The sequence below is a fragment of the Streptomyces sp. NPDC052109 genome (assembly GCF_040680195.1).
Classification (GTDB): Bacteria; Actinomycetota; Actinomycetes; order Streptomycetales; family Streptomycetaceae; genus Streptomyces.
This window is the reverse complement of the sequence record NZ_JBFAWF010000022.1, coordinates 1-23,411: the sequence shown is the minus strand read 5'-3', so window position 1 is coordinate 23,411 and position 23,411 is coordinate 1. Positions and strand designations below refer to the sequence as shown.

General features: G+C 73.1%; 18 protein-coding genes, 1 rRNA gene and 1 pseudogene. 5 read left to right on the top strand and 15 right to left on the bottom strand.

Annotated elements, in window-relative coordinates:
- Positions 1-19: 19 nt before the first annotated feature.
- Positions 20-1,669, bottom strand: a complete 1,650-nt coding sequence (locus AB0L59_RS32905) for a CTP synthase (protein ID WP_365590299.1) — start codon at positions 1,667-1,669, stop codon at positions 20-22.
- A 506-nt stretch (positions 1,670-2,175) separates the two neighbouring features.
- Here AB0L59_RS32905 and AB0L59_RS32900 point away from each other — a divergent pair.
- The 3 genes from AB0L59_RS32900 to AB0L59_RS32890 all read left to right on the top strand — a co-directional run bounded on the left by AB0L59_RS32900 (position 2,176) and on the right by AB0L59_RS32890 (position 7,267).
- The gene (locus AB0L59_RS32900) at positions 2,176-3,978 is read left to right on the top strand and encodes a glycoside hydrolase family 15 protein (RefSeq protein ID WP_365590418.1); all 1,803 of its coding nucleotides are present in this window, start codon (positions 2,176-2,178) and stop codon (positions 3,976-3,978) included.
- A 236-nt stretch (positions 3,979-4,214) separates the two neighbouring features.
- Complete coding sequence (locus AB0L59_RS32895; RefSeq protein ID WP_365590298.1) at positions 4,215-5,576, top strand: FAD-binding oxidoreductase; 1,362 nt, start codon at positions 4,215-4,217, stop codon at positions 5,574-5,576.
- A 44-nt stretch (positions 5,577-5,620) separates the two neighbouring features.
- Positions 5,621-7,267: a PucR family transcriptional regulator gene (locus AB0L59_RS32890; protein ID WP_365590297.1), complete on the top strand. Its 1,647-nt coding sequence runs from the start codon at positions 5,621-5,623 to the stop codon at positions 7,265-7,267.
- A 476-nt stretch (positions 7,268-7,743) separates the two neighbouring features.
- Here AB0L59_RS32890 and AB0L59_RS32885 read toward each other — a convergent pair whose 3' ends face one another.
- The 7 genes and pseudogenes from AB0L59_RS32885 to AB0L59_RS32855 form a co-directional block, all read right to left on the bottom strand.
- A complete protein-coding gene (locus tag AB0L59_RS32885; protein ID WP_365590296.1) occupies positions 7,744-8,880 on the bottom strand; it encodes a glycosyltransferase family 4 protein in 1,137 nt (378 codons plus the stop codon).
- Positions 8,881-9,080: 200 nt separating this feature from the next.
- Positions 9,081-9,737, bottom strand: a pseudogene (locus AB0L59_RS32880) (hypothetical protein).
- Between the two features lie 103 nt (positions 9,738-9,840).
- On the bottom strand, positions 9,841-11,559 hold the full coding sequence (gene recN / locus AB0L59_RS32875; protein ID WP_365590417.1) for a DNA repair protein RecN: 1,719 nt from the start codon (positions 11,557-11,559) through the stop codon (positions 9,841-9,843).
- A 159-nt stretch (positions 11,560-11,718) separates the two neighbouring features.
- Positions 11,719-13,278 carry a S53 family peptidase gene (locus AB0L59_RS32870; RefSeq protein ID WP_365590295.1) on the bottom strand — a complete coding sequence of 520 codons (1,560 nt, stop codon included), beginning with the start codon at positions 13,276-13,278 and terminating at the stop codon, positions 11,719-11,721.
- Positions 13,279-13,449: 171 nt separating this feature from the next.
- Positions 13,450-14,355, bottom strand: a complete 906-nt coding sequence (locus tag AB0L59_RS32865; protein ID WP_365590294.1) for an NAD kinase — start codon at positions 14,353-14,355, stop codon at positions 13,450-13,452.
- Complete coding sequence (locus AB0L59_RS32860) at positions 14,352-15,167, bottom strand: TlyA family RNA methyltransferase (RefSeq protein ID WP_365590293.1); 816 nt, start codon at positions 15,165-15,167, stop codon at positions 14,352-14,354. Before AB0L59_RS32860 ends, AB0L59_RS32865 begins: the two co-directional genes overlap by 4 nt.
- 78 nt (positions 15,168-15,245) lie before the next feature.
- Positions 15,246-15,533 carry a hypothetical protein gene (locus tag AB0L59_RS32855; RefSeq protein WP_365590292.1) on the bottom strand — a complete coding sequence of 96 codons (288 nt, stop codon included), beginning with the start codon at positions 15,531-15,533 and terminating at the stop codon, positions 15,246-15,248.
- 42 nt (positions 15,534-15,575) lie between these two features.
- On the opposite strand from AB0L59_RS32855, the gene AB0L59_RS32850 reads away from it, so the two are divergent.
- On the top strand, positions 15,576-15,923 hold the full coding sequence (locus AB0L59_RS32850; RefSeq protein ID WP_365590291.1) for a sterol-binding protein: 348 nt from the start codon (positions 15,576-15,578) through the stop codon (positions 15,921-15,923).
- Here the strand turns inward: AB0L59_RS32850 and AB0L59_RS32845 are convergent.
- The 4 genes from AB0L59_RS32845 to AB0L59_RS32830 are packed head-to-tail and all read right to left on the bottom strand — an operon-like array spanning position 15,907 to position 19,949.
- Entirely contained in the window at positions 15,907-16,719 is an 813-nt protein-coding gene (locus AB0L59_RS32845; protein WP_365590290.1) for an ABC transporter ATP-binding protein, read from the bottom strand. The two genes, AB0L59_RS32850 and AB0L59_RS32845, sit on opposite strands and share 17 nt — an antisense overlap.
- A 59-nt stretch (positions 16,720-16,778) precedes the next feature.
- Positions 16,779-17,825 carry an iron chelate uptake ABC transporter family permease subunit gene (locus tag AB0L59_RS32840; protein WP_365590289.1) on the bottom strand — a complete coding sequence of 349 codons (1,047 nt, stop codon included), beginning with the start codon at positions 17,823-17,825 and terminating at the stop codon, positions 16,779-16,781.
- Positions 17,822-18,865 carry an iron chelate uptake ABC transporter family permease subunit gene (locus AB0L59_RS32835; RefSeq protein ID WP_365590288.1) on the bottom strand — a complete coding sequence of 348 codons (1,044 nt, stop codon included), beginning with the start codon at positions 18,863-18,865 and terminating at the stop codon, positions 17,822-17,824. Before AB0L59_RS32835 ends, AB0L59_RS32840 begins: the two co-directional genes overlap by 4 nt.
- A 55-nt stretch (positions 18,866-18,920) precedes the next feature.
- A complete protein-coding gene (locus AB0L59_RS32830) occupies positions 18,921-19,949 on the bottom strand; it encodes an HAD hydrolase-like protein (protein ID WP_365590287.1) in 1,029 nt (342 codons plus the stop codon).
- Positions 19,950-20,022: 73 nt separating this feature from the next.
- On the opposite strand from AB0L59_RS32830, the gene AB0L59_RS32825 reads away from it, so the two are divergent.
- Positions 20,023-21,306: a DUF1015 domain-containing protein gene (locus AB0L59_RS32825; protein WP_365590286.1), complete on the top strand. Its 1,284-nt coding sequence runs from the start codon at positions 20,023-20,025 to the stop codon at positions 21,304-21,306.
- Positions 21,307-21,389: 83 nt separating this feature from the next.
- Here the strand turns inward: AB0L59_RS32825 and AB0L59_RS32820 are convergent, their stop codons facing one another.
- The 3 genes from AB0L59_RS32820 to rrf form a co-directional block, all read right to left on the bottom strand.
- Positions 21,390-22,121 (bottom strand): hypothetical protein, encoded by a 732-nt coding sequence (locus tag AB0L59_RS32820; protein WP_365590416.1) that lies wholly within the window; start codon positions 22,119-22,121, stop codon positions 21,390-21,392.
- The gene (locus AB0L59_RS32815) at positions 22,013-23,167 is read right to left on the bottom strand and encodes a hypothetical protein (RefSeq protein WP_365590415.1); all 1,155 of its coding nucleotides are present in this window, start codon (positions 23,165-23,167) and stop codon (positions 22,013-22,015) included. Before AB0L59_RS32815 ends, AB0L59_RS32820 begins: the two co-directional genes overlap by 109 nt.
- A gap of 152 nt (positions 23,168-23,319) precedes the next feature.
- Positions 23,320-23,411: ribosomal RNA gene (gene rrf, locus AB0L59_RS32810) — 5S ribosomal RNA — on the bottom strand; the annotation flags it as partial.

Sequence of the window (23,411 nt, the reverse complement as noted above, 5' to 3'; positions counted from 1 at the left end):
CCACCGTACAACTCCTGTGTTACTTCGCGATCTTCCGCTCGACGGCGGCCTTCACCAGGCCGGCGAACAGCGGGTGCGGGCGGGTCGGCCGCGAGCGCAGCTCGGGGTGCGCCTGCGTGGCGACCAGGTAAGGGTGCACGTCGCGCGGGTACTCGACGTACTCGACGAGCTTGCCGTCGGGCGACGTCCCGGAGAACAGGATGCCGGCCTTCTTCTCCAGCTCCGCGCGGTAGCCGTTGTTCACCTCGTAGCGGTGGCGGTGCCGCTCCTCGATGTACTCCTTGCCGTCGTAGACCTCGCGCACGATCGAGCCCTCGGCCAGCTTGGCCGGGTACATGCCCAGGCGCATCGTTCCCCCCATGTCACCCTCGCCGGCGACGATGTCGAGCTGCTCGGCCATGGTGGAGATGACCGGGTGGGCGGTGGCCGGGTCGAACTCGGTGGAGTTGGCGTCCGGGATGTCGGCCAGGTTGCGCGCGGCCTCGATCACGATGCACTGCAGGCCGAGGCAGAGGCCGAGCAGCGGGATCCTGTTCTCGCGCGCGAAGCGGATCGCGCCGACCTTGCCGAGCACCCCGCGGTCGCCGAAGCCGCCGGGGATGCAGATGCCGTCGACGTCGGACAGCTGGGCCGCCGCGCCGGCCGGGGTCTTGCAGTCGTCGGAGGTGACCCACTTGATCTTCACGCGGGCCCGGTTGGCGAAGCCGCCGGCGCGCAGCGCCTCGGTGACCGACAGGTAGGCGTCGGGCAGGTCGATGTACTTGCCGACCAGGGCGAGGGTGATCTCGTGGTCGGGGTTGTGGACGCGGTCGAGCAGGTCGTCCCACGTCGTCCAGTCGACGTCCCGGAAGGGCAGGTCGAGCTTGCGCACCACGTAGGCGTCCAGGCCCTCGCCGTGCACGGTCTTCGGGATGTCGTAGATCGAGCGGGCGTCGGGGCAGGCCACCACGGCGGCCTCGTCGACGTCGCACATCAGCGAGATCTTGCGCTTGATGGCGGTCGGGACCTCGCGGTCGCAGCGCAGCACGATCGCGTCGGGCTGGATACCGATGTTGCGCAGCGCGGCGACGGAGTGCTGGGTCGGCTTGGTCTTCAGCTCGCCGGACGGGCCGATGTACGGAAGGAGCGAGATGTGGACGACGAAGACGTTGTCGCGGCCGACCTCGTGGCGGACCTGGCGGACGGTCTCCAGGAACGGCAGCGACTCGATGTCGCCGACCGTGCCGCCGACCTCGGTGATGACGACGTCCACCTCGTCCGTCGCCATGCGCCGGATGCGGTGCTTGATCTCGTTGGTGATGTGCGGGATGACCTGCACGGTGTCGCCCAGGTACTCGCCGCGCCGCTCCTTGGCGATCACCGTCGAGTACACCTGGCCGGTGGTGACGTTGGCCGAGCCGTCCAGGTCGCGGTCGAGGAAACGCTCGTAGTGGCCGATGTCCAGGTCGGTCTCGGCGCCGTCGTTGGTGACGAACACCTCACCGTGCTGGAAGGGGTTCATCGTGCCCGGGTCGACGTTCAGGTACGGGTCGAGCTTCTGCATCACGACGCGCAGGCCGCGGGCCTTGAGCAGCATGCCCAGGCTGGAGGCGGTCAGGCCCTTGCCGAGCGAGGAGGCGACACCCCCGGTGACGAAGATGTGCTTGGTCGTCGTGGATTTGGGCGGCATGGCCAAGAGGGGGCTCCCGTGGTCGCTGTCTGTGATGCGGTGCGGCTGCCCGGCCGGAGACCTCCGGGGGTGCCGTCGCTGCGGTTCGGGGGTTTCGGGCCCACCGGTCCACGGGCTACCAGGGTATCAGCGCCTGGACGAGATGGCTTCCGGCCACGCTCCGCACTCGCCCGAGCACAGACACGCACAGGTCACATGGTCATCACCTGCTGCTCACCCGTTCGGCCCACACAGGTTGCCCGGAGCGGCACGCAGATCATCTACGTGCGTCGTATCCTGCTCGGACATTCGCTGCCGAGCCCGGCCGGAACGACGGCACACCCCCGCCACCATCACCCGGAACAACGTGAGCGCGGCAGTTCGTTGAGCAAAGACTGTCGTGTTGCCTCAGGGCTCGGCGGACTGCTTTGCTTCACCGCTCAACGACGCACAACAACGACCCCTTGACCGCACTAGCGACAGCCCCCCTGCGCGGGGGTGACGTGGCCGTTCGACTGGAGTTGCACGTGGCCGGGCGCATCGAAGACTACGCACTCATCGGAGACATGCAGACCGCAGCCCTGGTCTGCCGGGACGGCACGGTGGACTGGCTGTGCCTGCCCCGCTTCGACTCGCATGCCATCTTCGCCGGCCTGCTGGGCACCGAGGAGCACGGCTTCTGGCGGCTGGGCCCGGCCCACGCCGCCGACTGCCCGCCGCCCGCGGCCGCCCGGCGCAGCTACCGGGGCGACTCGCTGGTCCTGGAGTCCGAGTGGGACACCCCGCGCGGCACGGTCCGCGTGACCGATTTCATGCCCCCGCGTGCGGGCGCGCCGCAGCTGATCAGGATCGTGGAGGGCGTCACCGGCCGGGTACCGATGCGCTCGGCGCTGCGGATGCGGTTCTCCTACGGCCGTGTCGTGCCCTGGGTGCACAAGCACGAGGGCCGAACGGTGGCGGTCGCGGGGCCGGACTCGGTGTGGTTCGACACGGAGGCGGAGACCTACGGAAAGTCACTGACGACGTACTCCGACTTCACGGTCGCCCCGGGGGACCGGATCGCGTTCACCATCTCGTGGCGGGCCTCGCACAAGGAGCCGCCGCCGCTGCCGGAGCCCGAGGCCTCGCTGGAGGCGACGGAGGACTTCTGGCGCGAGTGGGTCGAGCACTGCACGTACCACGGGCCGTACCGCGAGGCGGTCGTCCGCTCCCTGATCACCCTCAAGGCGCTGACGTACGCCCCCACGGGCGGCATCGTCGCGGCCCCCACGACCTCCCTGCCGGAGGACATCGGCGGCGTCCGCAACTGGGACTACCGCTACACGTGGCTGCGCGACGCCGCGATCACCCTGTCGTCGCTGCTGCGCACCGGCTACCGCGAGGAGGCCCGCGCCTGGCGCGAGTGGCTGCTGCGCGCGGTCGCCGGCGACCCGGAGAACCTGCAGATCATGTACGGCATCGCCGGCGAGCGCGAACTGGGCGAGGCCGAGCTGGACTGGCTGCCGGGCTACGAGCACTCGGCCCCGGTCCGGGTGGGCAACGGCGCCGCCCACCAGCTGCAGCTGGACGTGTACGGCGAGGTCACCGAGGCGCTGCACCTGGCGCACATGACGGGTCTGGCGCGCAGCGACTACGCCTCCCTCCTCCAGCTGAAGCTGATCCGCTACCTGGAGGACCACTGGCAGGAGCCCGACGAGGGCATCTGGGAGGTGCGCGGACCGCGCCGGCACTTCGTGCACTCGAAGGTGATGGCCTGGGTGGCCGTGGACCGCACGATCAAGCTGATCGAGTCCGGGGACGTGGACGGCCCGCTGGAGCGCTGGAAGGAACTGCGCGAGGACATCCACCGGGACGTGTGCGAGAAGGGCTACGACAAGGAGCGCAACACCTTCACGCAGTCCTACGGCTCCCAGGAGCTGGACGCCTCGCTGCTGCTCATCCCGCAGATGGGCTTCCTGCCGCCGGACGACAAGCGGGTGATCGGCACGATCGAGGCGATCCAGCGCGAGCTGTCCACCCCGGACGGGTTCATCCTGCGCTACCCGACGGAGGGCGACCACGCGGGCGTCGACGGCCTGCCCGGCGACGAGGGCGCCTTCCTGGCCTGCTCCTTCTGGATGGCCGACGACCTGGCGATGATCGGCCGCGTGGACGAGGCCCGCAGGCTGTTCGAGAAGCTCCTCGCGCTGCGCAACGACCTCGGTCTGCTCGCCGAGGAGTGGGACCCGCGCCTGCAGCGCCAGGTCGGCAACTTCCCGCAGGCCTTCAGCCACGTGCCCCTGATCGACACCGCCCTGCGGCTGACGGCTTCGGGGGCGTACGGGGGCTGAGCCCGGCGGTTCGCAGGGCGCTCGTGGCCCTCGGGACGGCGATGCGCCCGCAGTCATGTGCGGGCGCATCGGTCTGCTCAGCGGATGCCGGCGAACGGCTTACCGGGGCCGTGTCCCGCGCGGCGAGCAACGGAACGAGAAGCCTGCTCCCTTGACACGTCTTGCCGAGCAGGCGTCCCTCGCGCACATGTCTAAGCTGTAACCGGACGAAACCCCTTTCCGGAAAGGGGGCGGCCATGGCTCCCCCTTCGAAGGCGCGCACGGCCCTCGCCGCGCTGCGGGAGGATCTGGCCGGCGAGGTGTTCGCCCCGGGGGACGCGGGCTACGACGAAGCCCGTACGGTCTTGAACGCGATGATCGACCGACACCCGGCGGTGATCGCCGAGTGCGCGAACGCGACGGATGTCGTCCGGGCGGTGCGCTTCGCGCGGGAGCTGGATCTGAAGGTCGCGGTGCGTGGCGGCGGGCACGGCGGGGCCGGGGCGGCGCTCGGCCACGGCGTGCTCGTGGTGGACCTGCGCCGGATGCACGCGGTGACCGTCGACCCGGCGGCCGAGGCGGTCCGGGTCGAGGGCGGCGCCACCGTGAGCCATCTGGACCGGGCCGGCCAGCCGTACGGCCTCGCGACCACCGGCGGCCGGACCTCGGCGGTCGGGGTCGCCGGGTATGTCCTGGGCGGCGGCACCGGCTGGCTGGACCGCGCCTTCGGGCTCGCCGTCGACAACCTCATCGGGGTCGAGCTGGTGACCGCCGACGCCGAGCAGGTGCACGCCAACGCCGACGAGAACCCGGAGCTGTTCTGGGCGCTGCACGGCGGGGGCGGCAACTTCGGCATCGCCACCGCGCTCACCCTGGAGCTGCACGAGCTGCCGGAGTTCTCCGCCGCACTGCTGCTGTGCCCGTCCGAGTCCGGCCCCGACGTGGTCCGCGCCTTCCGCGAGATCATCCGTACCGCTCCGGACGAGGCGGGCGGCGCCGTGCTGTACCTGACCGGTCCGCAGGCGGAGTCCGAGCTGCGGTGCGGTGCCCTGCTGACGTACGCGGGCGGCGAGAGCGGCCTGCGCAAGCTCGCCGAGCCCCTGCTGGCCCTGCCCCATGAGGCGGAGGTCGTCGGCCCCCTGCCGTACGCGGATGTGCAGTGCATGCTGGACCCCCCGTCCGGCCTGCGCAGGGACTGCTCGGCCGAGTGCCTGTCGGACCTGCCCGACGAGATGGTGGGCCGCTTCGGCGCCCGCGCGGACAGCATGCCCGTGTCGGACGGCAGCGGGCACATGCTCTTCCCGCTGGGCGGCGCGGTCGCCACCGGACCCCGTGCGTACCCGGTGGCGTACCGGGACGCCTCCTGGACGGTGCACCCTTGCGCCTGCTGGACGGACCCGGCCGAGGACGAGCGGGCGAAGGGATGGGTGCGGGACGCGTGCGCCGACGCACGGCCGTGGAGCACCGGTGCCGTCTGCCTCGACTTCGTCGGCGACGAGGGCCCCGAGCGCGTCCGTGCGGGCCTGGGCGCCGGGAAGCTGCTGCGGCTGGAGAAGGTGAAGCGGCGCTACGACCCCGACAACGTCTTCCGCTTCAACCACAACGTCGAACCGGTGTGACCCGGAGCTGTCCCGCGGGCGTTCACGCAGGTAGCGTCCGCTGCATGGACAGCCGTACCGACAGCCGATTCGACACCCAGGGCGCCGGGATCACCGTTCAGCGGGCGCTGGAACTGCCCGGCCTGCGCAGCGGGCTGCCGGAGATCCTGGCGGGTGCCGACCGGCTGGGCCGCACGGTGCGCTGGGTGCACGCCGGCGAGGTGCCGAACATCGCCTCGCTGCTCAAGGGCGGCGAACTGCTTCTCACCACCGGCTACGGCCTCGGCACCCGCCCGGCCGAACAGCGGGCGTTCGTGCGCACCCTCGCCGAGCGCGGGATCGCCGCCCTGGTGGTGGAGCTGGGCCCGCGGTTCGCCCGGCTGCCCGCCGCACTCGTGGACACCGCCCGCGCCGCCGGGCTGCCGCTGGTGCAGCTGCACCGCGAGGTGCCGTTCGTGACGGTGACCGAGGAGATCCACACCGAGATCGTCAACGGCCATTACGCCCTGCTCCAGCGGGCCGAGGAGGTGCACCGGCGCTGCACCGAGGCGCTGCTGGGCGGCGGCGGGGTGCCGCAGGTGCTGGGCATCCTGGCGGACTTCAGCGGCAACCCGGTGTTCCTGGAGACGGCCGACGGCCGCCTGCTGTACGCCGCCGGGGAGGGGCCCGAGGGCGCCGACCCGCTTCAGGTGTGGGAGGGGCTGCGCGGCCCGCACAAGGACGCGCCGCCGCCCGCCGGTTCAGTGCTGGTGGACGTGCCGGGCGGCGGCCCCGGGACGGCCGGTGCCGTACGCGCCCGCCTCGTCCTGTTGCCCGTCCGCTCACCGCTGGCCCCGGTGCACCGGATCGCCGCCGACCGGGCCGCGGGCATCCTGGCCGTGGTGCTGATGCAGGCCCGGCAGGAGGAGGAGCTGGCGGCCCGCGGGCGCGGCGACTTCCTCACCGATCTCGCCGAGGGCCGGATCACCGCCGAGGACGCCCCGGCGCAGGCCCGCGTGCTCGGGTTCAAGCCCGGTGACAGCCCGCTGCTGCCGGTGGTGATGCGCGTCGGGGACAGCCTCTCCCCCGGCGGGGGCTGGGCGGTGCTGGCACGGGCGGTCTCCGAGGAGCTGGCGGCTGTGGGGGTGCCGGTGCTGCTGGGCGTACGGCCGGTTGAGGGCCGGGTGCTGGTGCTGCTCGGGCTGCGCTCGGAGTCGGAGCGCTCGGCGGTCGCGGACCGGGTGGCCGCGGCGCTCAGGGCGGGCGTGGAGCGGGCAGGGATGCGCCGGCCGGGCTCCCCGCCGCCGGTCGTGGTCGTCGGCGTGGCGGGGGGCTGGGCGGCGGCGTCGGCCGGGCTGCGGCACGCGGCGGAGACGGCGACGGCGGCCCAGGGCCTGACCGACCGGCCCTGGTACGACGCCCGCCGGCTCGACATCGACCTGTTGCTGTGGCGGCTGCGCGACCACCCGGACCTCGCCGCGTTCGTGGACCGGGCGATCGGCCCGCTCCGCGACCACGACCGCCGCTCCAGGCCGCCGCTGCTGCCGACCCTGGAGACCTATCTGGCGCACGCCGGCCGCAAGGCGGAGACGGCCCGCGAGCTGCACCTCAACCGGCAGACCCTCTACAACCGGCTCGGCCGCATCGGCGAGTTGCTCGGCACCGACCTCGACGACCCGCAGACGGTCCTGGCGTTGAGCCTGGCGCTACGGGCCCGTCGGCACGTGCCCTGAGAGATCGTCTCAACTGGTGTGATCACTGCGCCGGCTGTGCAAATACGAGCCGAGTTCCCAGGTCGGCCCACCGCCCGCGAGCGAGAGTCCGGCCAGGGTGACGGACATGTGCCGCCGGCTCACCAGCATCAGGTGGGAGGCTCTCGGCCGCGATGAACGACCCGGCGGGACGGCCTGGCTGCGCTCCGGCATGGACGCCGCCTCGCCCCTGACGTCCGTGGAACTCGACGACCACCTGGCCGCCGTCGCGCGCAGCACCTCGGTGCCTCGCCCTGCTGAAGCCGGGAGGCGTCTACATGGTCGACGACATGCTCCCCCAGGAGGACCGGCCCGCCGCTCACCACCCGCTGGCCGCCGGCCTGGTCGACGGTCTGGCCGCACTGGACGGCGTGCGCTCGGTCGGCCTCACCCGGTCCAGCGGCCCGGCCCTTTTCACCGTCGCCCGGCAGCTCCCTGCGACGGCTTCCCGGGCCGCGTTAGGCGAGCGGCCGGGGCTGGGTCAACTCGTCGTAGATGCTGAGGACTTGGGCGACCGTCTCGTCCTCGGTCGGCCAGGAGGCGGCCTGCCGGGCCCCCGCCTCGCGCAGCTCCTGCCGGCGCGCCGGATCCGCGAGGAGCCGTACGACGGTCCGCGCGAGCGCCTCCGGATCGCCGTACGGGACGAGTTCGGCCGCGTCGCCGACGAGGTCGGGGATGCCGCCGACCCGGGTCGCGACGAGCGGCACCCGCGCGTGCAGCGCCTCCTGGGCGAGGACGGAACGGGACTCCCAACTGCTCGTCAGCAGCGCCGCATCGGCGGCGGCGAGCAGCTCGGGCACGTCCTCGCGGCGGCCGATGAGCCGCACCGGCAGTTCCTCGTCCTCGATCCGCCGCTGCAGCGCCGCCCGCAGCGGCCCTTCCCCGGCGATGACGACGAAGGGCGCGGGGGTCATGTCCCGCCAGACGCGGGCCGCGTCGAGCAGGACCTCGTAGCCGCGGTGCCGGTCGAGGGAGCCGACCGCGATGAGCAACGGGCGGTCGGTGGCACCGAGTTCTGCGCGGACCTTGGGGCGCAGCCGGTCGGGGTCGTCGAGGACGACGGGCCGCCGCTGCCCGGGCAGGCCGACGGCGGCGAGCCGGGCGTCGCGCGCCCCGGTGTCCCGGGCCCGGTCCACCAGGTCGGAGCTGGTGCCGAGGACCACGGCGGCCGTCCGCACCACCCGCCGCTCCAGCATCCGCAGCAGATGCGCCCGCGGGCCCTCCGCCCGGGCCCGGTCGTGCCAGGTGACCAGCAGCGGGGTGCGCCGGCCGCTGAGGGCGAGGACGGCGCGGAAGGAGGCGTGCAGCCCGTGCGCGTGCACCAGATCGGCGTGGGCGCAGGCGGCGCGCAGCGCGGCCACCGAGACGGGGTCGCTGCTGCGTGGCACGTGCACGTGCTCGGCACCGGTGCCGGTGAAGTCGTAGGCGCGGTCGGCCTCGACGGGGGCGCACACCGTGACCCGCACGCCCCTCGCCACGAGTCCCTCGGCCAGCGAGCGCACATGGGCGCTGCTGCCGGCGTTGCCTCCGCCCAGCACCTGCACGGTGCGCAGCGGCGACTGGCCGTGCGGTGCGTTGCTGCTCAGGGGGCTCACGGGGCCGGGGCTCCTGGTTCGGCGTGGGCGGTCACGAGGAAACGTACAGAAGGTAGCGGGCTCAGGGTGGCGGAAGGACGTACCCCGCGCGCGCCTGCCGCGCGGACCGCGTGCCCTCAAGCATGCCAGGGGGAACCGGCGTTACGGGAAATCCGCCAGGGCGCACGCTGCGGCGGCCCGGGGCAATGCGCCGGTGCATGTCACCCACACGGGTGAGGGGAGCCTGGTGCCACCGCATGCCATGTGCCGCGTCCGGCGAGGTCAGGCGCCCACAGCGAGCGCCCCCACGCGGTCCCGTACACGGCGCCGGCCACGACCGCGACGGCGTGCGCGAGCGGCCCCGCGCCGGTTGCCCGCCACGACGGCCGCCCCCAGCGCGGCACCGAGCGCGTGCGCCCCCGTCCCCATCATCACGCGCTCCCCGACGTCGCCGGGCAGGACGGCCGCGGCGGCGCCCATCGCGGCGGCCGACAGCCCCGCGCCGGCGGCCCGGCCGGGCCGTACGTCCAGGAGGTCGACGAAGTGTGCGTGCCGGCGATCACGACCGCGGCGAGCAGTTCGTCCGGCACCCGCTCCTTCAGCGGGGCCCCGGCGACCGGCCCGGCGGCCGAGATCCCGACCAGCTTCACGATGCCGCTGGTGACGTCACCGTCCCGCAACCCCCGCAGATGCGCCCGGAATCCCGGCCGGTCGGCCCCGGCGACGGGACGCACCCGGGCGGCGGCGGCGGCCGTACCGAGCGTCGAGGCAGGCCCGGCGTAAAGCTCCACGGTCCGCCCGGGGTGGTTCTCCCGCTCCCAGCGCTCCCGCCCAGCGGGTGCCGCCCTGCGCAGCACGGCCGTGCCGGCCCGCGTCAGCCCGGCCCCGAGACCGAATCCGGTCTTCCTTCCGCCACAGTCGATCACCCCCGCCCGGTGCCCCCGGGCGGGAGCCACGGCGGCGGCCGCCCCGCCCGGCCTGCTACTGGTCCGCCCGGGCCGTCGCCAGCAGTTCCTCCGCGTGCGCGCGGGCCGTCTCGGAGTCCTCCTGGCCGGCCAGCATCCGGGAGAGTTCGCGGATGCGCTCCTCGCCCTCCAGGACCTTGACCCCGGACCTGGTGACCGACCCGTCGTTGGTCTTCTCCACCAGCAGCTGCCGGTCGGCGAACGCGGCGACCTGGGGCAGGTGGGTGACCACGACGACCTGCGCGGTCTTCGCGAGCTTCGCCAGCCGCCGCCCGATCTCGACCGCGGCCTTGCCGCCGACTCCGGCGTCGACCTCGTCGAAGAGGTACGTCGGCACGGGGTCCGTCCCCGCGAACACGACCTCGACGGCCAGCATCACGCGGGACAGCTCACCGCCGGACGCGCCCTTGGCGATGGGCCGCGGCGGGGCACCCGGGTGCGGGGCGAGCAGCAGCTCGACCTCGTCCACGCCCGACGGCCCGTACGCGACCGTACGACCGCCGACCTCGACGCCCTCCGGGTCCTCGGACTGCCGGATGTCGAAGGACACGCGCGCGTGAGGCATCGCCAGCGAGGCGAGCTCGGCGGTCACGGCGGCGGCGAACCGCTCGGCGGCCTCCGTCCGCGCGTCCGTCAGCGCCTGGGCCAGGCCGCCCAGTCCGGTGCGCAGGGCGTCCCGCTCGGCGGTCAGCTCCGCGATCCGCTCGTCGTCGCCGTCCAGCTCGGTGAGGCGCGCGGCGCTCTGCTCGGCCCACGCGAGGACGGCGCTCACGTCCGCGCCGTACTTGCGCGTCAACGCGGTCAGCGCGGCCCGCCGCTCCTCGACGGCCGCCAGCCGCAGCGGGTCGGCGTCCAGGTCGTCGGCGTACCCCGCCAACTCACCGGCCACGTCGCCGAGCAGGATGCCGATCTCCCCGATCCGGTCGGCGAGCGAGGCGAGGGCCGGGTCGTGCGATCGCACGGCCTCCAGCGCCCGGTGGGCGCCCGCGACGAGGGTCGAGGCGTCGATGCCCTCGGGGTCCTCGGGATTGCCGGCGAGAGCGGCGTGCGCGGCCGTCGCGGCGGACGACAGCGCCTCGGCGTGCCCCAGCCGCTCGGCCTCCTCGGCCAGCTCGACGTCCTCCCCGGCGCGCGGCTCGACGGCGGCGATCTCCTCGAGCCCGTACCGCAGCATGTCGGCTTCCTGGGCCCGCTCACGCGCGCGTGTGACGATCTCCTCCAGCTCGGCGGAGACGGCCCGCAGTCTCCGGTAGGCCTCGGAGTACTTGGCGAGCGGCACGGCGACCGCGTCGCCGGCGTACCGGTCCAGGGCCTGTCGCTGCCGGGACAGCTTCAGCAGCCCCTGCTGGTCGGTCTGACCGTGCACGGCCACCAGGTCGTCGGCCAGCTCGGCGAGCAGCCCGACGGGGACGCTGCGCCCGCCGAGGTGCGCCCGCGAGCGTCCCTCGGCGGAAACGGTACGGCTGATCAGCAGGGCCCCGTCGTCCAGCTCGGCCCCGGCCTCCTCGGCGCGTACGACGGCGGAGGCGCCCGCGGGAACGGTGACCCGCCCCTCCACGACCGCCTTCTCGGCCCCGATCCGCACGAGCGCCGGGTCCGCCCGCCCGCCGAGCAGCAGCCCCAGGCTGGTGACCACCATGGTCTTGCCCGCACCCGTCTCACCGGTGACGGCGGTGAACCCCGGCGACAGCTCGACGACGGCATCGTCGATGACCCCGAGCGACCGTATCCGCATCTCCTCCAACACGGAGAAGACCTTACGAGGTCGGGGGCCGGGATCGCGACGGACCCCGGCCCGGTTGTGTGAAGGTGCAGGTGACGGATGCGGATCGATGCCGCATTGTCACCCGGGCGAGTGCAGCGCCCTCGGCGCGGGGCCCTCAGCGCGGCAGCCTCAATGCAGCCCCTTGAGCAGGGCGACGCCGTCGGGCGTGCCCCAGCCGGTGGAGGCGTCGTACCCGGGCAGCACCGGGTAGCCCACCGCGGGCGGGAGCGAGGCGTTGTCGTGGCCGACGGCGATGTCGCGGCAGGCGACCTCGCCGAGCGGCCGGCCGTTGGTGCCGCTGTCGTAGAGGAACGGCGTGAGGAAGCGCTGCTGCTTGTCCGTCGGCAGCAGCGCGTTGATGCGGGCGATCAGAGAGGCCCACAGGGGGGCGGAGGCGCTGGTGCCTCCGGCGGGGAACGGAGCGCCCTGGAAGAGCAGGTCGTATCCCGGGCTGCCGGCGAGCGCCGCGACGTCCGGTACGACCCGTCCCTGGATGCTGCCCGGGTTCAGGGAGTCCACCTTGATGTGCTTCTGGTAGTCCGGGCGGTCGAACTTGGTGGACACGCCTCCTCCGGTCGCGCCCCCGCCGGTCCGGGTCCGGTGACCGGGCGCCTCCCACCAGGACACTTCCCGGCCGGAGGAGTCGATCATCGTCCCGCCGACACTCAGCACGAAGGGACTGGTGCTCGGGAAGTCGACATGGCACCGGCCGTCCACCATCTGGTCGCCCGAGCCGTCGTCGCCCGACGCGACACAGACCGTGATGCCCAGGTCCGCCGCGCCCTGCAGGCGCTTGTTGATCTGGTCGAGCGCGGTCTGCGACCAGTTCGGATCGTCCTCGGAGAGGCCCCAGCTGACCGACAGGGTCACCGGCTTGTCCGCGATCGCCTGGTCGAGCACCTCGATCCAGCCGCGCTGGTCGAAGTTCGCGAAGTAGACCGAGATCTCGGCCGCCGGACAGAACCCGGCGACGATCTCCACGTCCATCATCACTTCACGTGCCGCCCCGACCGCGAACTTCTGCTCCGCGGGCGGCAGCTGCTTGACCTCCTGCATCGTCCGCGGCGGAGCGAAGTCCAGGGGGACGATCTGGACCTGCTGCCCCTGTACGTCGTGCGCGGCGCGGAAGGCCTGCAGGTCGTCGTCGAAGTAGCAGCCGCCGAACTCGGCGATCGCGATCTTCTGCCCGGCTCCGTCACCGGCCGGGAAGTTGTACTGCCGCTCCAGGTCGGCCGGGGTGAGCGACCCCGCGAAGCCCGAGCCGCCGGCGTCCCTGCGCCGAGCCACCTGCCGCTGGTCCAGTCCGAAGACGCCGGTCACCTTGCCCTCGAGGCCTGCCGGGATGTGCAGCTCGCCCTCGCGGCCGCGGAACTCGCCGTGTTCGGGGGTGTGGTAGATGCCGAGGTTCGTCTTGAAGGCGGCGTTCATCGCGGACACGGGACCGGTCGCCACGATGCTGCCCGGTTCGAGCCGGACATCGTCGACCGTGAGGCCGTACCGCTCCAGTGCGGCCTTCGTCTCCTCGGCGTCCTGGCGTCGCTCGTCCGGGATCTGACCGGCGGGGGCCACCTTCCCGCGCAGGGTGAGGGTCACCTTCACCGGGTCTTCGGGGTGGGCATCCCTCAGCCGGGTCGCGCCGGCCATGGCCGGCCGGGTACTCCCGGCCAGCGCGACGTGCTGTTCGTTCATCCTCGTCTCCTTGCTGCCGGCAGACTCCTTGCCTGAAATCTGCTGACTCGCACCGGAATGCTCTGCTCAGGGAGACATATCCTGGGATGCCGAGTACATATGCCAGATGCACCTCGGGCCACTCGGACAGGGCCACCGCCTGCCCGGCATGGAGTACGCGCGAACGAGACGCTAGTGCGGCGCCCCCCGCCACCCGGTCGTAGGCAGCGCGAACTTGGCCACCAGCCGGTCGGTGAACGACGAATGGTGCAGCCGGGCGAGCCGCACCGGCACCGCCCCGCGCCGCACCTCCACCCGTGCCCCCGGCGGCAGCTCGACGGTCCGCCGCCCGTCACACCACAAGACCCCCGGAGGGATGTGCGGCAGGACCTCCACGGCGAGGACCGAATCCGGAGAGGTGACCAGCGGCTTGGCGAACAGCGCGTGCGCGCTGATCGGCACCATCAGCAGGGCCTCCACCTCGGGCCACACCACAGGCCCGCCGGCGGAGAAGGCGTACGCCGTGGACCCGGTCGGCGTGGACAGCACGACACCGTCGCAGCCGAACCCCGTCACCGGGCGCCCGTCGATCTCCAGCACGACTTCCAGCAGCTTCTCGGCGCCGGCCTTCTGCACCGCCGCCTCGTTCAGTGCCCAGTCGGTGTGCACGATGTCGCCGTTGCGGTGCACCACGACATCGACGGTCATCCGCTCCTCGACCTCGTACGACCGCGCCACCACCCGGTCGACCACCCGATCGAGGTCGTCGCGCTCGGCCTCCGCGAGGAACCCCACCCGTCCGAGGTTGACGCCGAGCATCGGCACTCCGGAGGCCCGGGCGAACTCGGCCCCCCGCAGCAGCGTGCCGTCGCCGCCGAGCACGATCAGCAGCTCGCACCCGTCGAGGCACTGCGGAGTGGCCTCCTTGACCAGCTGCACCTCGTCCGGCAGCGGCAGGTCACGCGCCTCCTCCTCCAGTACCCGCACCCCGATGTCATGCCGCAGCAGGCCCTTCACGACGAGTTCCGCACTGCGGATCGCCGCGGGCCGCCCGGTGTGGGCGAGCAGGAAAACAGTACGCGCCAGGTTCTGTGTCAACGCGGCCCCTCCGCCACTGCACGGTCGACGTCGGCCGGGTCCACCTGAGGTGCGCCCGCCCGCAACCAGAGAAAGTACTCGACGTTCCCCGAGGGCCCGGGCAGCGGACTGGCGGTGACTGCCTGCACCCCGAGCCCCAGCTCCCAGGCCTTCTCGGCCACTTTCCGCACGGCCTCCGCCCGCAGCTGCGGACTCCGTACGACACCCCCGCTGCCGAGCCGCTCCTTCCCCACCTCGAACTGCGGCTTGACCATCATCACCAGGTCGGCGTCCGGCTTCACGCACCGCTTCAGGGCCGGCAGCACCAGCCCGAGCGGGATGAAGGACAGATCGCCCACGACAAGATCCACAGGTTCCCCATCGATCGCCTCGAGCGTCAACTCGCGTACGTTCGTACGGTCCTTGACGGTGACGCGTTCATCGTTCCGGAGTGACCAGGCGAGCTGTCCGTACCCCACGTCCACGGCGACGACGTGGGCGGCACCCGCGCGCAGCAGGACGTCGGTGAAGCCGCCGGTGGACGCGCCGGCGTCCAGCGCGCGCCGGCCCTCGACCACGAGCCCCTGGGGGACGAACGCCTCCAGCGCGCCGGCGAGCTTGTGGCCGCCGCGGGAGACGTAGTCGGGGTCGCCGGCGTCGGACTGGACCACGATCGCCGCGGCGGTCTCCACCTGGGTGGCCGGCTTGGTCGCCACGGCCTTGCCGACGGTGACCCGCCCCGCGGCGATCAGCTGGCTGGCGTGCTCACGCGAGCGCGCGAGCTTCCGGCGGACCAGCTCCGCGTCCAGACGGCGACGTGCGACTCCTGCCACGTTCGGTTCAGCTCCTGTGTCGGTACGCCGGTGAGGGCGCCTGTGGGTGCGAGATCAAAAGGTGTGCCCCGGAGGGTCTCATCCAGGGGCGGCGGTCGGGTGACGGGTGGGCACGGGAGGCCCCGGGCGGCCGTCGAGCGCGGTGAGCGCGTCGCGCAGCCCCCGGTGTACATCCTCGTACACCTCGAGGTGTCCGTCGGTGGCGAGGTGGTCGGCGTCGGCCAGCCGCTCCAGCTGGGCGTCGACCTCGGCGTTGCCGGTGGGGGTGCGCGGGACGTTCAGGGGGGCGGGCGCGGCGGGGTCGTACGCCTCCGGTGCCTCCGCCGCCTCCACCGGGATCTCCGTCTCCGGAACCGAGTCGCTCATGCCCCGACGCTACCCCGAACCGCTGGGGTACCGTCGGGGGCGATGGCCACGATCGAGGAGTGCCGCGCCGCACTGGGGAAGCTTTCGGACAACATGCAGGGCGCCGAGGGCGATGTCCGCGCGGCCGCCGAGCTGGACCGCTCGGTGAGCTGCCACATCACCGACCTGGACGTCACCTTCGCCGGCCGGATGACGGGCGGCCGGATCGCGGTGGACGACACCCACCCCGGGCCGCCGCGCGAGAAGGCGCAGATCAGGCTGGCCATGGCCGGGGACGACCTGGTGGCCCTGGTGGACGGCGAACTGACCTTCGCGACCGCCTGGGGCAAGGGCCGGGTCAGGCTGGAGGCGAGCCTGCTGGACCTGTTCCGGCTCAGGAAGCTGTTGTGATCCGCTCGGCCCGTGCCTTCCTGGCCGCCGGTACGACCAGCGGGGTGCCGGTCTCGGGGTCGTCGATCACCTGACACCGCAGCCCGAAGACCTGCTTCACCAGCCCGGCCGTGACGATGTCGTTCGGGGCGCCCTCGGCGATCACCTCGCCGCCGCGCAGGGCGATGAGGTGGGTGGCGTAGCGGGCCGCGTGGTTGAGGTCGTGCAGGACGGCCACCAGGGTGCGGCCCCGGGTCTCGTGCAGCTCGGCGCACAGGTCGAGGACGTCGATCTGGTGCTGGATGTCGAGGTAGGTGGTCGGCTCGTCCAGGAGCAGCAGCGGGGTCTGCTGCGCGAGCGCCATCGCGATCCACACCCGCTGCCGCTGCCCGCCGGACAGCTCGTCGACGTACCGGTCGGCGAGCTCCGCGACCCCGGTCTGCCGCATCGACTCCCGGACGACCCGCTCGTCCTCGGCCGACCACTGGCGCAGCAGGCCCTGGTGCGGGTAGCGGCCGCGGCCGACGAGATCGGCGACGGTGATGCCGTCCGGCGCGATGGACGACTGCGGCAGCAGGCCGAGGGTGCGGGCGACCTTCTTCGCGGGCATCGACTGGATGACCTGCCCGTCGAGCAGCACCCGGCCCTCGGCCGGCCTGAGCATCCGCGACAGCGCCCGCAGCAACGTCGACTTGCCGCACGCGTTCGGGCCGACGATCACCGTGAAGGAGTTGTCGGGGATCTCCACCGACAGCCGCTCGGCGATCACACGCTGGTCGTAGGCGAGGGTGACGTTCTCGGCGCAGAGGCGGTTCACAGTGCTCCTAGGGGTGTTCGGGTTCGTGCCGCGCGCGTCCGGTCCGCCGCAAGTGGGGTTCATATCCGGCCCGCCCTGCGCTCGGTGACCAGCAGCCACAGCAGATAGCCGCCGCCGAGGACGCCGGTGACCACGCCGACGGGCAGCTGGTCGGCGCCGAAGGCGCGTTGCGAGGCCCAGTCGGCGGCGACCAGCAGGACGGCGCCCATGCAGAGGGAGGGCACCAGGTTGGGGCCCGGTGAGCGGGTCAGCCGGCGGGCGAGCTGGGGCGCGGTGAGCGCGACGAAGCTGACGGGTCCGGCGGCCGCGGTGGCGGCCGCGACGAGCAGGACGGCGCAGACCATCAGCACCAGCCGGACGCGCTGCACACGCACCCCGAGGGCGCCTGCGACGTCGTCGCCCATCTCCATCATCCCGAGGCCGCGCGCATGGGCGAGGACCAGCGGTACGAGGACCGCGCACAGGGCGAGCAGGGGCCAGACCTGGTCCCAGTCACGGCCGTTGAGCGAGCCGGTCATCCAGACCACCGCACGGGCCGCGTCGACCAGGTCGGCCTTGGTGAGCAGATAGCCGTTGACCGCGGTGGCGATCGCGGAGACGCCGATGCCGACCAGGACGAGCCGGTATCCGTGCACGCCCTGCTTCCAGGCGAGCAGATAGATGCCGAGTCCGGTCACCAGGCCGCCGACCAGGGCACCGGCGGTGACCTGCGCGGTGCTGCCGGACATCAGGACGATGACGACCAGTGCGCCGGCCGTCGAACCCTGCGACAACCCCAGCACGTCCGGGCTGCCGAGCGGGTTGCGCGAGACGGACTGGAACAGGGCGCCGCCGAGGCCGAGCGAGGCGCCGACCAGCAGGCCGACCAGCACCCGCGGCAGCCGCAACTCGTTGACGATGAAGTCCTGGTACGCGTTGCCGTTGCCGGCGAGGGACCTGAGCACGTCGGCGGCCGGGATCCTCGCATCGCCGGTGCCGATCAGCGCGACGCCGGCGGCGCAGGCGGCGGCCAGCAGCAGGACGACGACGACCAGGGCCCGCAGGTCCAGGCGCAGGGAGAGCCCGCCGGGAGCGCGTACGGCCCGGTTCACGGTGCGGGTCTTCACAGCTGGGCCGTCCTCCGCCGTCGTACGAGAAAGATGAAGACCGGACCACCGATGATCGCGGTGACGATGCCGACCTGCAGTTCCGACGGGCGCGCCACGACCCGGCCGATGACGTCGGCGCCGAGCAGCAGCACCGGTGACAGCACCGTGGCGTACGGGAGGACCCAGCGCAGGTCGGGGCCGGTGAAGGAGCGCACGACATGCGGGACCATCAGGCCGACGAACACGATCGGGCCGCAGGCGGCGGTCGCGGCACCGCACAGCATGGTGGCGGCCACCATGGCCAGTGCCCGCGTGCGGCCCAGGTCGGCGCCGAGGGCGCGGGCGGTGTCGTCGCCCATTGCCACGGCGTTCAGCGGCCGGGCCAGCGTGAGCGCCAGGACCAGGCCGACCCCGATGAACGGCAGCACCTGCAGGACGGTCGAGTCGGTGGCCGAGGCCAGCGAACCCACCGTCCAGAAGCGCATCTTGCTCAGCGCCGCGTCGTCCATGATCATCGCGGCCTGGAGATAGCCGTAGAGGGCCGCGCTGACGGCCGTACCGGCGAGCGCGAGCCGGACCGGGGTGGCGCCCCGGCCGCCGCCGAGGAACCACACGAAGGCGCCTACGGCCGCCGCCCCGAGGAAGGCGAACCACACATAGCCGGTGAGGCTGGTGACGCCGAAGTAGGTGATGGCCGTGACGACGGCGGCCGAGGCACCGGCGTTGATGCCGAGCAGCCCGGGGTCGGCGAGGGGATTGCGGGTGAGCGCCTGGAGCACCGCGCCGGCCAGGCCGAGCGCGGCACCGGCGAGCAGGCCCAGGAACGTGCGGGCGAGCCGCTCGTCCACCACGACGTCGCCGTAGGTCCCCGTGTCGTGGAACAGGCCGTGCCAGACCTGGTCCGGTGAGAGCGATTTCGCCCCGATCGCGATGCTCGCCAGGGCGACGAGCACCAGGACCACGGCGGAGAGCAGGAGCCCAAGGGCCCTTGCCGCCCGGCGGGTTGGGGGCGCGGGGGCGGTCTCCGCGCGCTGTTCCGGAGGACTGTCGACCAACACGAGGTTAGGTTAGCCTACCCTCGCTCTCGAACTCGATGCCCGGGGTGCGTACGCGTCACAGCCCGAGACGCGCCAGCACCTTGCCTCCGTCCAGTCCGCACGAGCCCTCCCCGGCCGCCGTCCAGGCCGCAGCGCACAGCGCCCGCAGCCCGTCCAGCGCCTCACCGTCGCCCTCCAGCTCCAGCCGGTCCGCCCCGGCCGTCGCCGTGAAACCGCCGCAGCGGAAACCGCCGCCCGCCGCGGTCACCTCCGGCTGACCGGTGAGCAACCCGCGCAGATCCGCGTCCACGTACGTCGGCCGGTGCCGCGGAGGTGCCGCGAGCAGTTGGGGTGCGTCGGTGACACCGGTGAGCACCAGCAGCGAGTCGACCTCGCCGTTGAAGGCACCCTCGATGTCCGTGTCCAGCCGGTCCCCGACCACCAGCGGCCGCTTCGCGCCCGTCCGGATGATCGTCTCGCGGTGCATCGGCGGCAACGGCTTGCCCGCCACCTGCGGCTCCGCGCCCGTCGCGATCCGCACGACCTCCACGGCCGCCCCGTTGCCCGGCGCGATGCCCCGCCCGCCGGGAATCGTCAGATCGGTGTTGGACGCGAACCACGGCACCCCGCGCGCGACCGCGTACGACGCCTCCGCGAACCGCCCCCAGGTCAGGTCGGGCCCGCCGTACCCCTGCACGACCGCCGCCGGATCGTCCTCCGCCGACTCCACCGGCGTGAGCCCCCGCTCGCGCAGCGCCACCCGCAGCCCCTCGCCGCCGATCACCAGCACCCGCGCCCCGGCCGGCACCTGCTCACTGATCAGCCGCGCGACGGCCTGCGCGGACGTGACGACGTCGTCCGCGCCCGTCGGTATGCCCAGCTCCGTCAGATGCTCGGCCACCGCGTCGGGCGTCCGCAGCGCGTTGTTCGTGACATACGCCAGATGCATCCCGCCCGAGCGGGCCGACGCCAGCGAGTCGACGGCGTGCGCGATCGCGCTCCCGCCCGCATACACCACCCCGTCCAGATCGAGCAGCGCCGTGTCGTACGCCTCGCTCAGGGGCTGCCCACTGCCCTCGGGCCTCGTCCTGACAGCCTGGCTCATTCCACATCGCTCCTCGTTCGACCGTCTTTCCCCCGATCATCCCGCACGCCACTGACACACGTACGATGCCGGGATGAACACTGCAGGTCACTCGGAAGCAACGGCGCGCCGAGGCCTGGAACTCACCCCGTTCCGCGGCCTTCGCTACGACCCCGACCGGGTCGGCAGCCTCGCCGCCGTCACCTCCCCGCCGTACGACGTCGTCGTGCGGCCCGACGGGGTGCACCACCTCCAGTCCGCCGACCCGCACAACATCGTCCGGCTGATCCTGCCCGAGGCCGGCACACCCAGCGCCCGCACCGAGCAGGCGGCCGACACCCTGCGCCGCTGGCTGGCCGAGGGCATCCTCGCCGCGGACCCCGAACCCGGACTGTACGTCTACGAGCAGCACGACGGCGACGGCATGCTCCAGCGCGGTGTCATCGGCGCGCTGCGGGTCTCGGAGCCGGCCGAGGGCGTGGTACTGCCGCACGAGGACGTCATGCCGCCCGTGGTCGCCGACCGCGCGGCCCTGATGCGCGCCACGCGCGCGAACCTGGAACCGCTGCTGCTGACCTACCGCGGCGACGGCACGGCGGCCGAGGTCGTCGAACGCACTGCGGAGAAGCCCCCGTTGCTGGCCACCACCACCGAGGACGGCTTCCGGCACCGCCTCTGGTCCGTCACCGACCCCGCCGACGTGGCCCGCATCCAGTCCGACCTCGCCCGCCAGCAGGCCCTGATCGCCGACGGCCACCACCGCTGGGCCACCTATCTGCGCCTACGTGCGGAGCATCCCTCCCCGAGCCCGTGGGACCACGGTCTCGTCCTGCTCGTCGACACCGCCCGCTATCCGTTGCGCGTCCGCGCCATCCACCGTCTGCTGCACGGCCTGCCGGTCGCCGACGCGCTCGCGGCGGTGGAGGGCCATTTCCGGGTGCGGCACCTCGACACGCCCCTCGCCGAGGCCCTGGAGGCCCTGGCGGACGCGTCCTGCGCGGGCAACGCCTTCCTGCTGGCCGGCGACGGCGCCTTCCACCTGCTCGACCGCCCCGACCCGGACCTGCTGGCCCGGACGGTTCCGGTCGACCGCCCGGCCGCCTGGCGCTCCCTGGACGCCACGGTCCTGCACTCCACGCTCCTCGGGCACGTCTGGCACATCCCCGAGGACTCCCCGGCCCACATCGCGTACATCCACGACACGGCCGCGACGGTCGCCAAGGCGGAACGCCACGGCGGTACGGCCGTCCTGATGCACCCCGTACGCGAGGACGTCGTACGCGACCTGGCCCGCCTGGGCGTGACGATGCCCCGCAAGTCGACGTCGTTCGGCCCGAAGCCGGCGTCGGGGCTGGTGCTGCGGGCGCTGGAGATCTGAGCCCTTCCCGGCCCCGGAACGCGAAAGAGGGCAGGCCCCACGGGGAGCCTGCCCTCTTCTCGTTCTCTCTCGGCGACTGGGGGTCAGTCCTCGTCGCCGTCCTCCTGCGACGGCTTCTCCGGCTCCCCCTCGCTGTCGTCCAGCGCGTCCACGAACTCCACGCCGTCCAGCTCGGCGAGCCGGTCCGAGGCGTCCGTGCTGCCGTCCCGGTCGGCCTCCACGGCCTTCGCGAACCACTCCCGCGCCTCGCCCTCCCGGCCGGCGGCCAGCAGGGCGTCGGCGTAGGCGTAGCGCAGGCGCGCGGTCCACGGCTGGACCGAGTTGGACGCCAGCTCCGGGCTCTGCAGGGTCACGATGGCGGCGTCCAGCTGGCCCATGTCGCGCCGGGCACCGGCCGCGACGAGCCGCATCTCGACCTGACCGGCCTTGTCCAGCTTGTGCACCTCCGGAGCACCGGCCATGTCCAGCGCCTTCTCCGGCCGCCCGAGCCCCCGCTCGCAGTCGGCCATCACCGGCCACAGCTCCACGGTGCCGGTCATCCGCCGGGCGGCCCGGAACTCGGCGAGCGCTTCGCCGAACTTCTGGTTGGCGTACGCCGCGAACCCGGCGGCCTCGCGCACGGCGGCCACGCGGGACGCCAGGCGCAGGGCCACCCTGGAGTAGCCGTAGGCGCCCTCGGGGTCCTCGTCGATGAGCCGGGCGACCATCACCAGGTTCTTGGCGACATCCTCCGCGAGCGTCTTGGGCAGGCTCTGGAGCTCCTGCCGGACGTCCTTGTCGATCTCGTCGCCGGTGACGTCCTCCGGGATCGGCAGCCGCTTGATCGGCTCGCGGTCCCGGTCGCGGTCGCGCTCGTCACGGAAGCGGCCTCCGCCCCGGCGGTCGTCGCGCCTGTCGTCGCGGCGGTCGTCACGGCCGCGGAAGCCGGCGGGGCCACCGGGGCGCCCGCCACGGTCGTCGCGACGGGGGCCACGGCCACGGCTGTCGTCACGGCCCCGGAACCCACCGCGGTCGCCACGGTTGTCGTCCCGACGGAAGCCTCCACGGTCGCCGCGGTCGCCGTCGCGCCGATCATCGCGACGGTCGCCGTAGCCGCCGCCACGGCTGTCGTCGCGCCGGCCGTAGCCGCCTCGGTCGTCGTCCCGCCGGAAGGACGGCCGGTCGCCACCACGGTCGTCGCGCCGGAATCCGCGGTCGTCACGGCGGTCGTCACGGCGCGGCCCACGGTCACGGTCGTCCCGCTGGAACGAGGGACGGGGACCCCGGTCACCCTCACGACGATCGTCCCTACGACCGTGACCACCACGGTCATCACGCCGACCGTAACCACCCCGGTCGTCACGGCCCCGGAACCCACCGCGGTCGCCACGGTTGTCGTCCCGACGGAAGCCTCCACGGTCGCCGCGGTCGCCGTCGCGCCGATCATCGCGACGGTCGCCGTAGCCGCCGCCACGGCTGTCGTCGCGCCGGCCGTAGCCGCCTCGGTCGTCGTCCCGCCGGAAGGACGGCCGGTCGCCACCACGGTCGTCGCGCCGGAAGCCGCGGTCGTCACGGCGGTCGTCACGGCGCGGCCCACGGTCACGGTCGTCCCGCTGGAACGAGGGACGCGGACCCCGGTCACCCTCACGACGATCGTCCCTACGACCGTGACCACCACGGTCATCACGCCGACCGTAACCACCCCGGTCGTCACGACGGTCGCCACCGCGGTCGTCACGGCGGTCGCCGCGGCTGTCGTCACGGCCCCGGTAACCGCCGCGGTCGCCACGGCTGTCGTCGCGCCGGCCATAACCGCCTCGGTCGTTGTCGCGGCGGTAGCCGCCGCGATCGCCCCGGTAGCCGCCGCGGTCACCGCGGTCACCACTGTCCCGTCGCCGCTGGTCGCGCTCCGGTCGCTCGTCGGGAGAGTTGGTGGACATGGTGACTCCTGTCTTCGGTACCGCAAGCATTGTAAAAACGAAAGGACCCCTGGTCCCAGCTGAACGCTGGTGACCAGGGGTCCTTCCAAAGATTGTTCGGCGGCGTCCTACTCTCCCACAGGGTCCCCCCTGCAGTACCATCGGCGCTGTGAGGCTTAGCTTCCGGGTTCGGAATGTAACCGGGCG

Excerpts from the sequence above, each read along its gene's own strand:
- AB0L59_RS32905 (WP_365590299.1), bottom strand. The coding sequence starts at position 1,669 with ATGCCGCCCAAATCCACGACGACCAAGCACATCTTCGTCACCGGGGGT.
- AB0L59_RS32895 (WP_365590298.1), top strand. The coding sequence starts at position 4,215 with ATGGCTCCCCCTTCGAAGGCGCGCACGGCCCTCGCCGCGCTGCGGGAG.
- AB0L59_RS32890 (WP_365590297.1), top strand. The coding sequence starts at position 5,621 with ATGGACAGCCGTACCGACAGCCGATTCGACACCCAGGGCGCCGGGATC.
- recN (WP_365590417.1), bottom strand. The coding sequence starts at position 11,559 with ATGCGGATACGGTCGCTCGGGGTCATCGACGATGCCGTCGTCGAGCTG.
- AB0L59_RS32870 (WP_365590295.1), bottom strand. The coding sequence starts at position 13,278 with ATGAACGAACAGCACGTCGCGCTGGCCGGGAGTACCCGGCCGGCCATG.
- AB0L59_RS32855 (WP_365590292.1), bottom strand. The coding sequence starts at position 15,533 with ATGAGCGACTCGGTTCCGGAGACGGAGATCCCGGTGGAGGCGGCGGAG.
- AB0L59_RS32850 (WP_365590291.1), top strand. The coding sequence starts at position 15,576 with ATGGCCACGATCGAGGAGTGCCGCGCCGCACTGGGGAAGCTTTCGGAC.
- AB0L59_RS32830 (WP_365590287.1), bottom strand. The coding sequence starts at position 19,949 with ATGAGCCAGGCTGTCAGGACGAGGCCCGAGGGCAGTGGGCAGCCCCTG.
- AB0L59_RS32825 (WP_365590286.1), top strand. The coding sequence starts at position 20,023 with ATGAACACTGCAGGTCACTCGGAAGCAACGGCGCGCCGAGGCCTGGAA.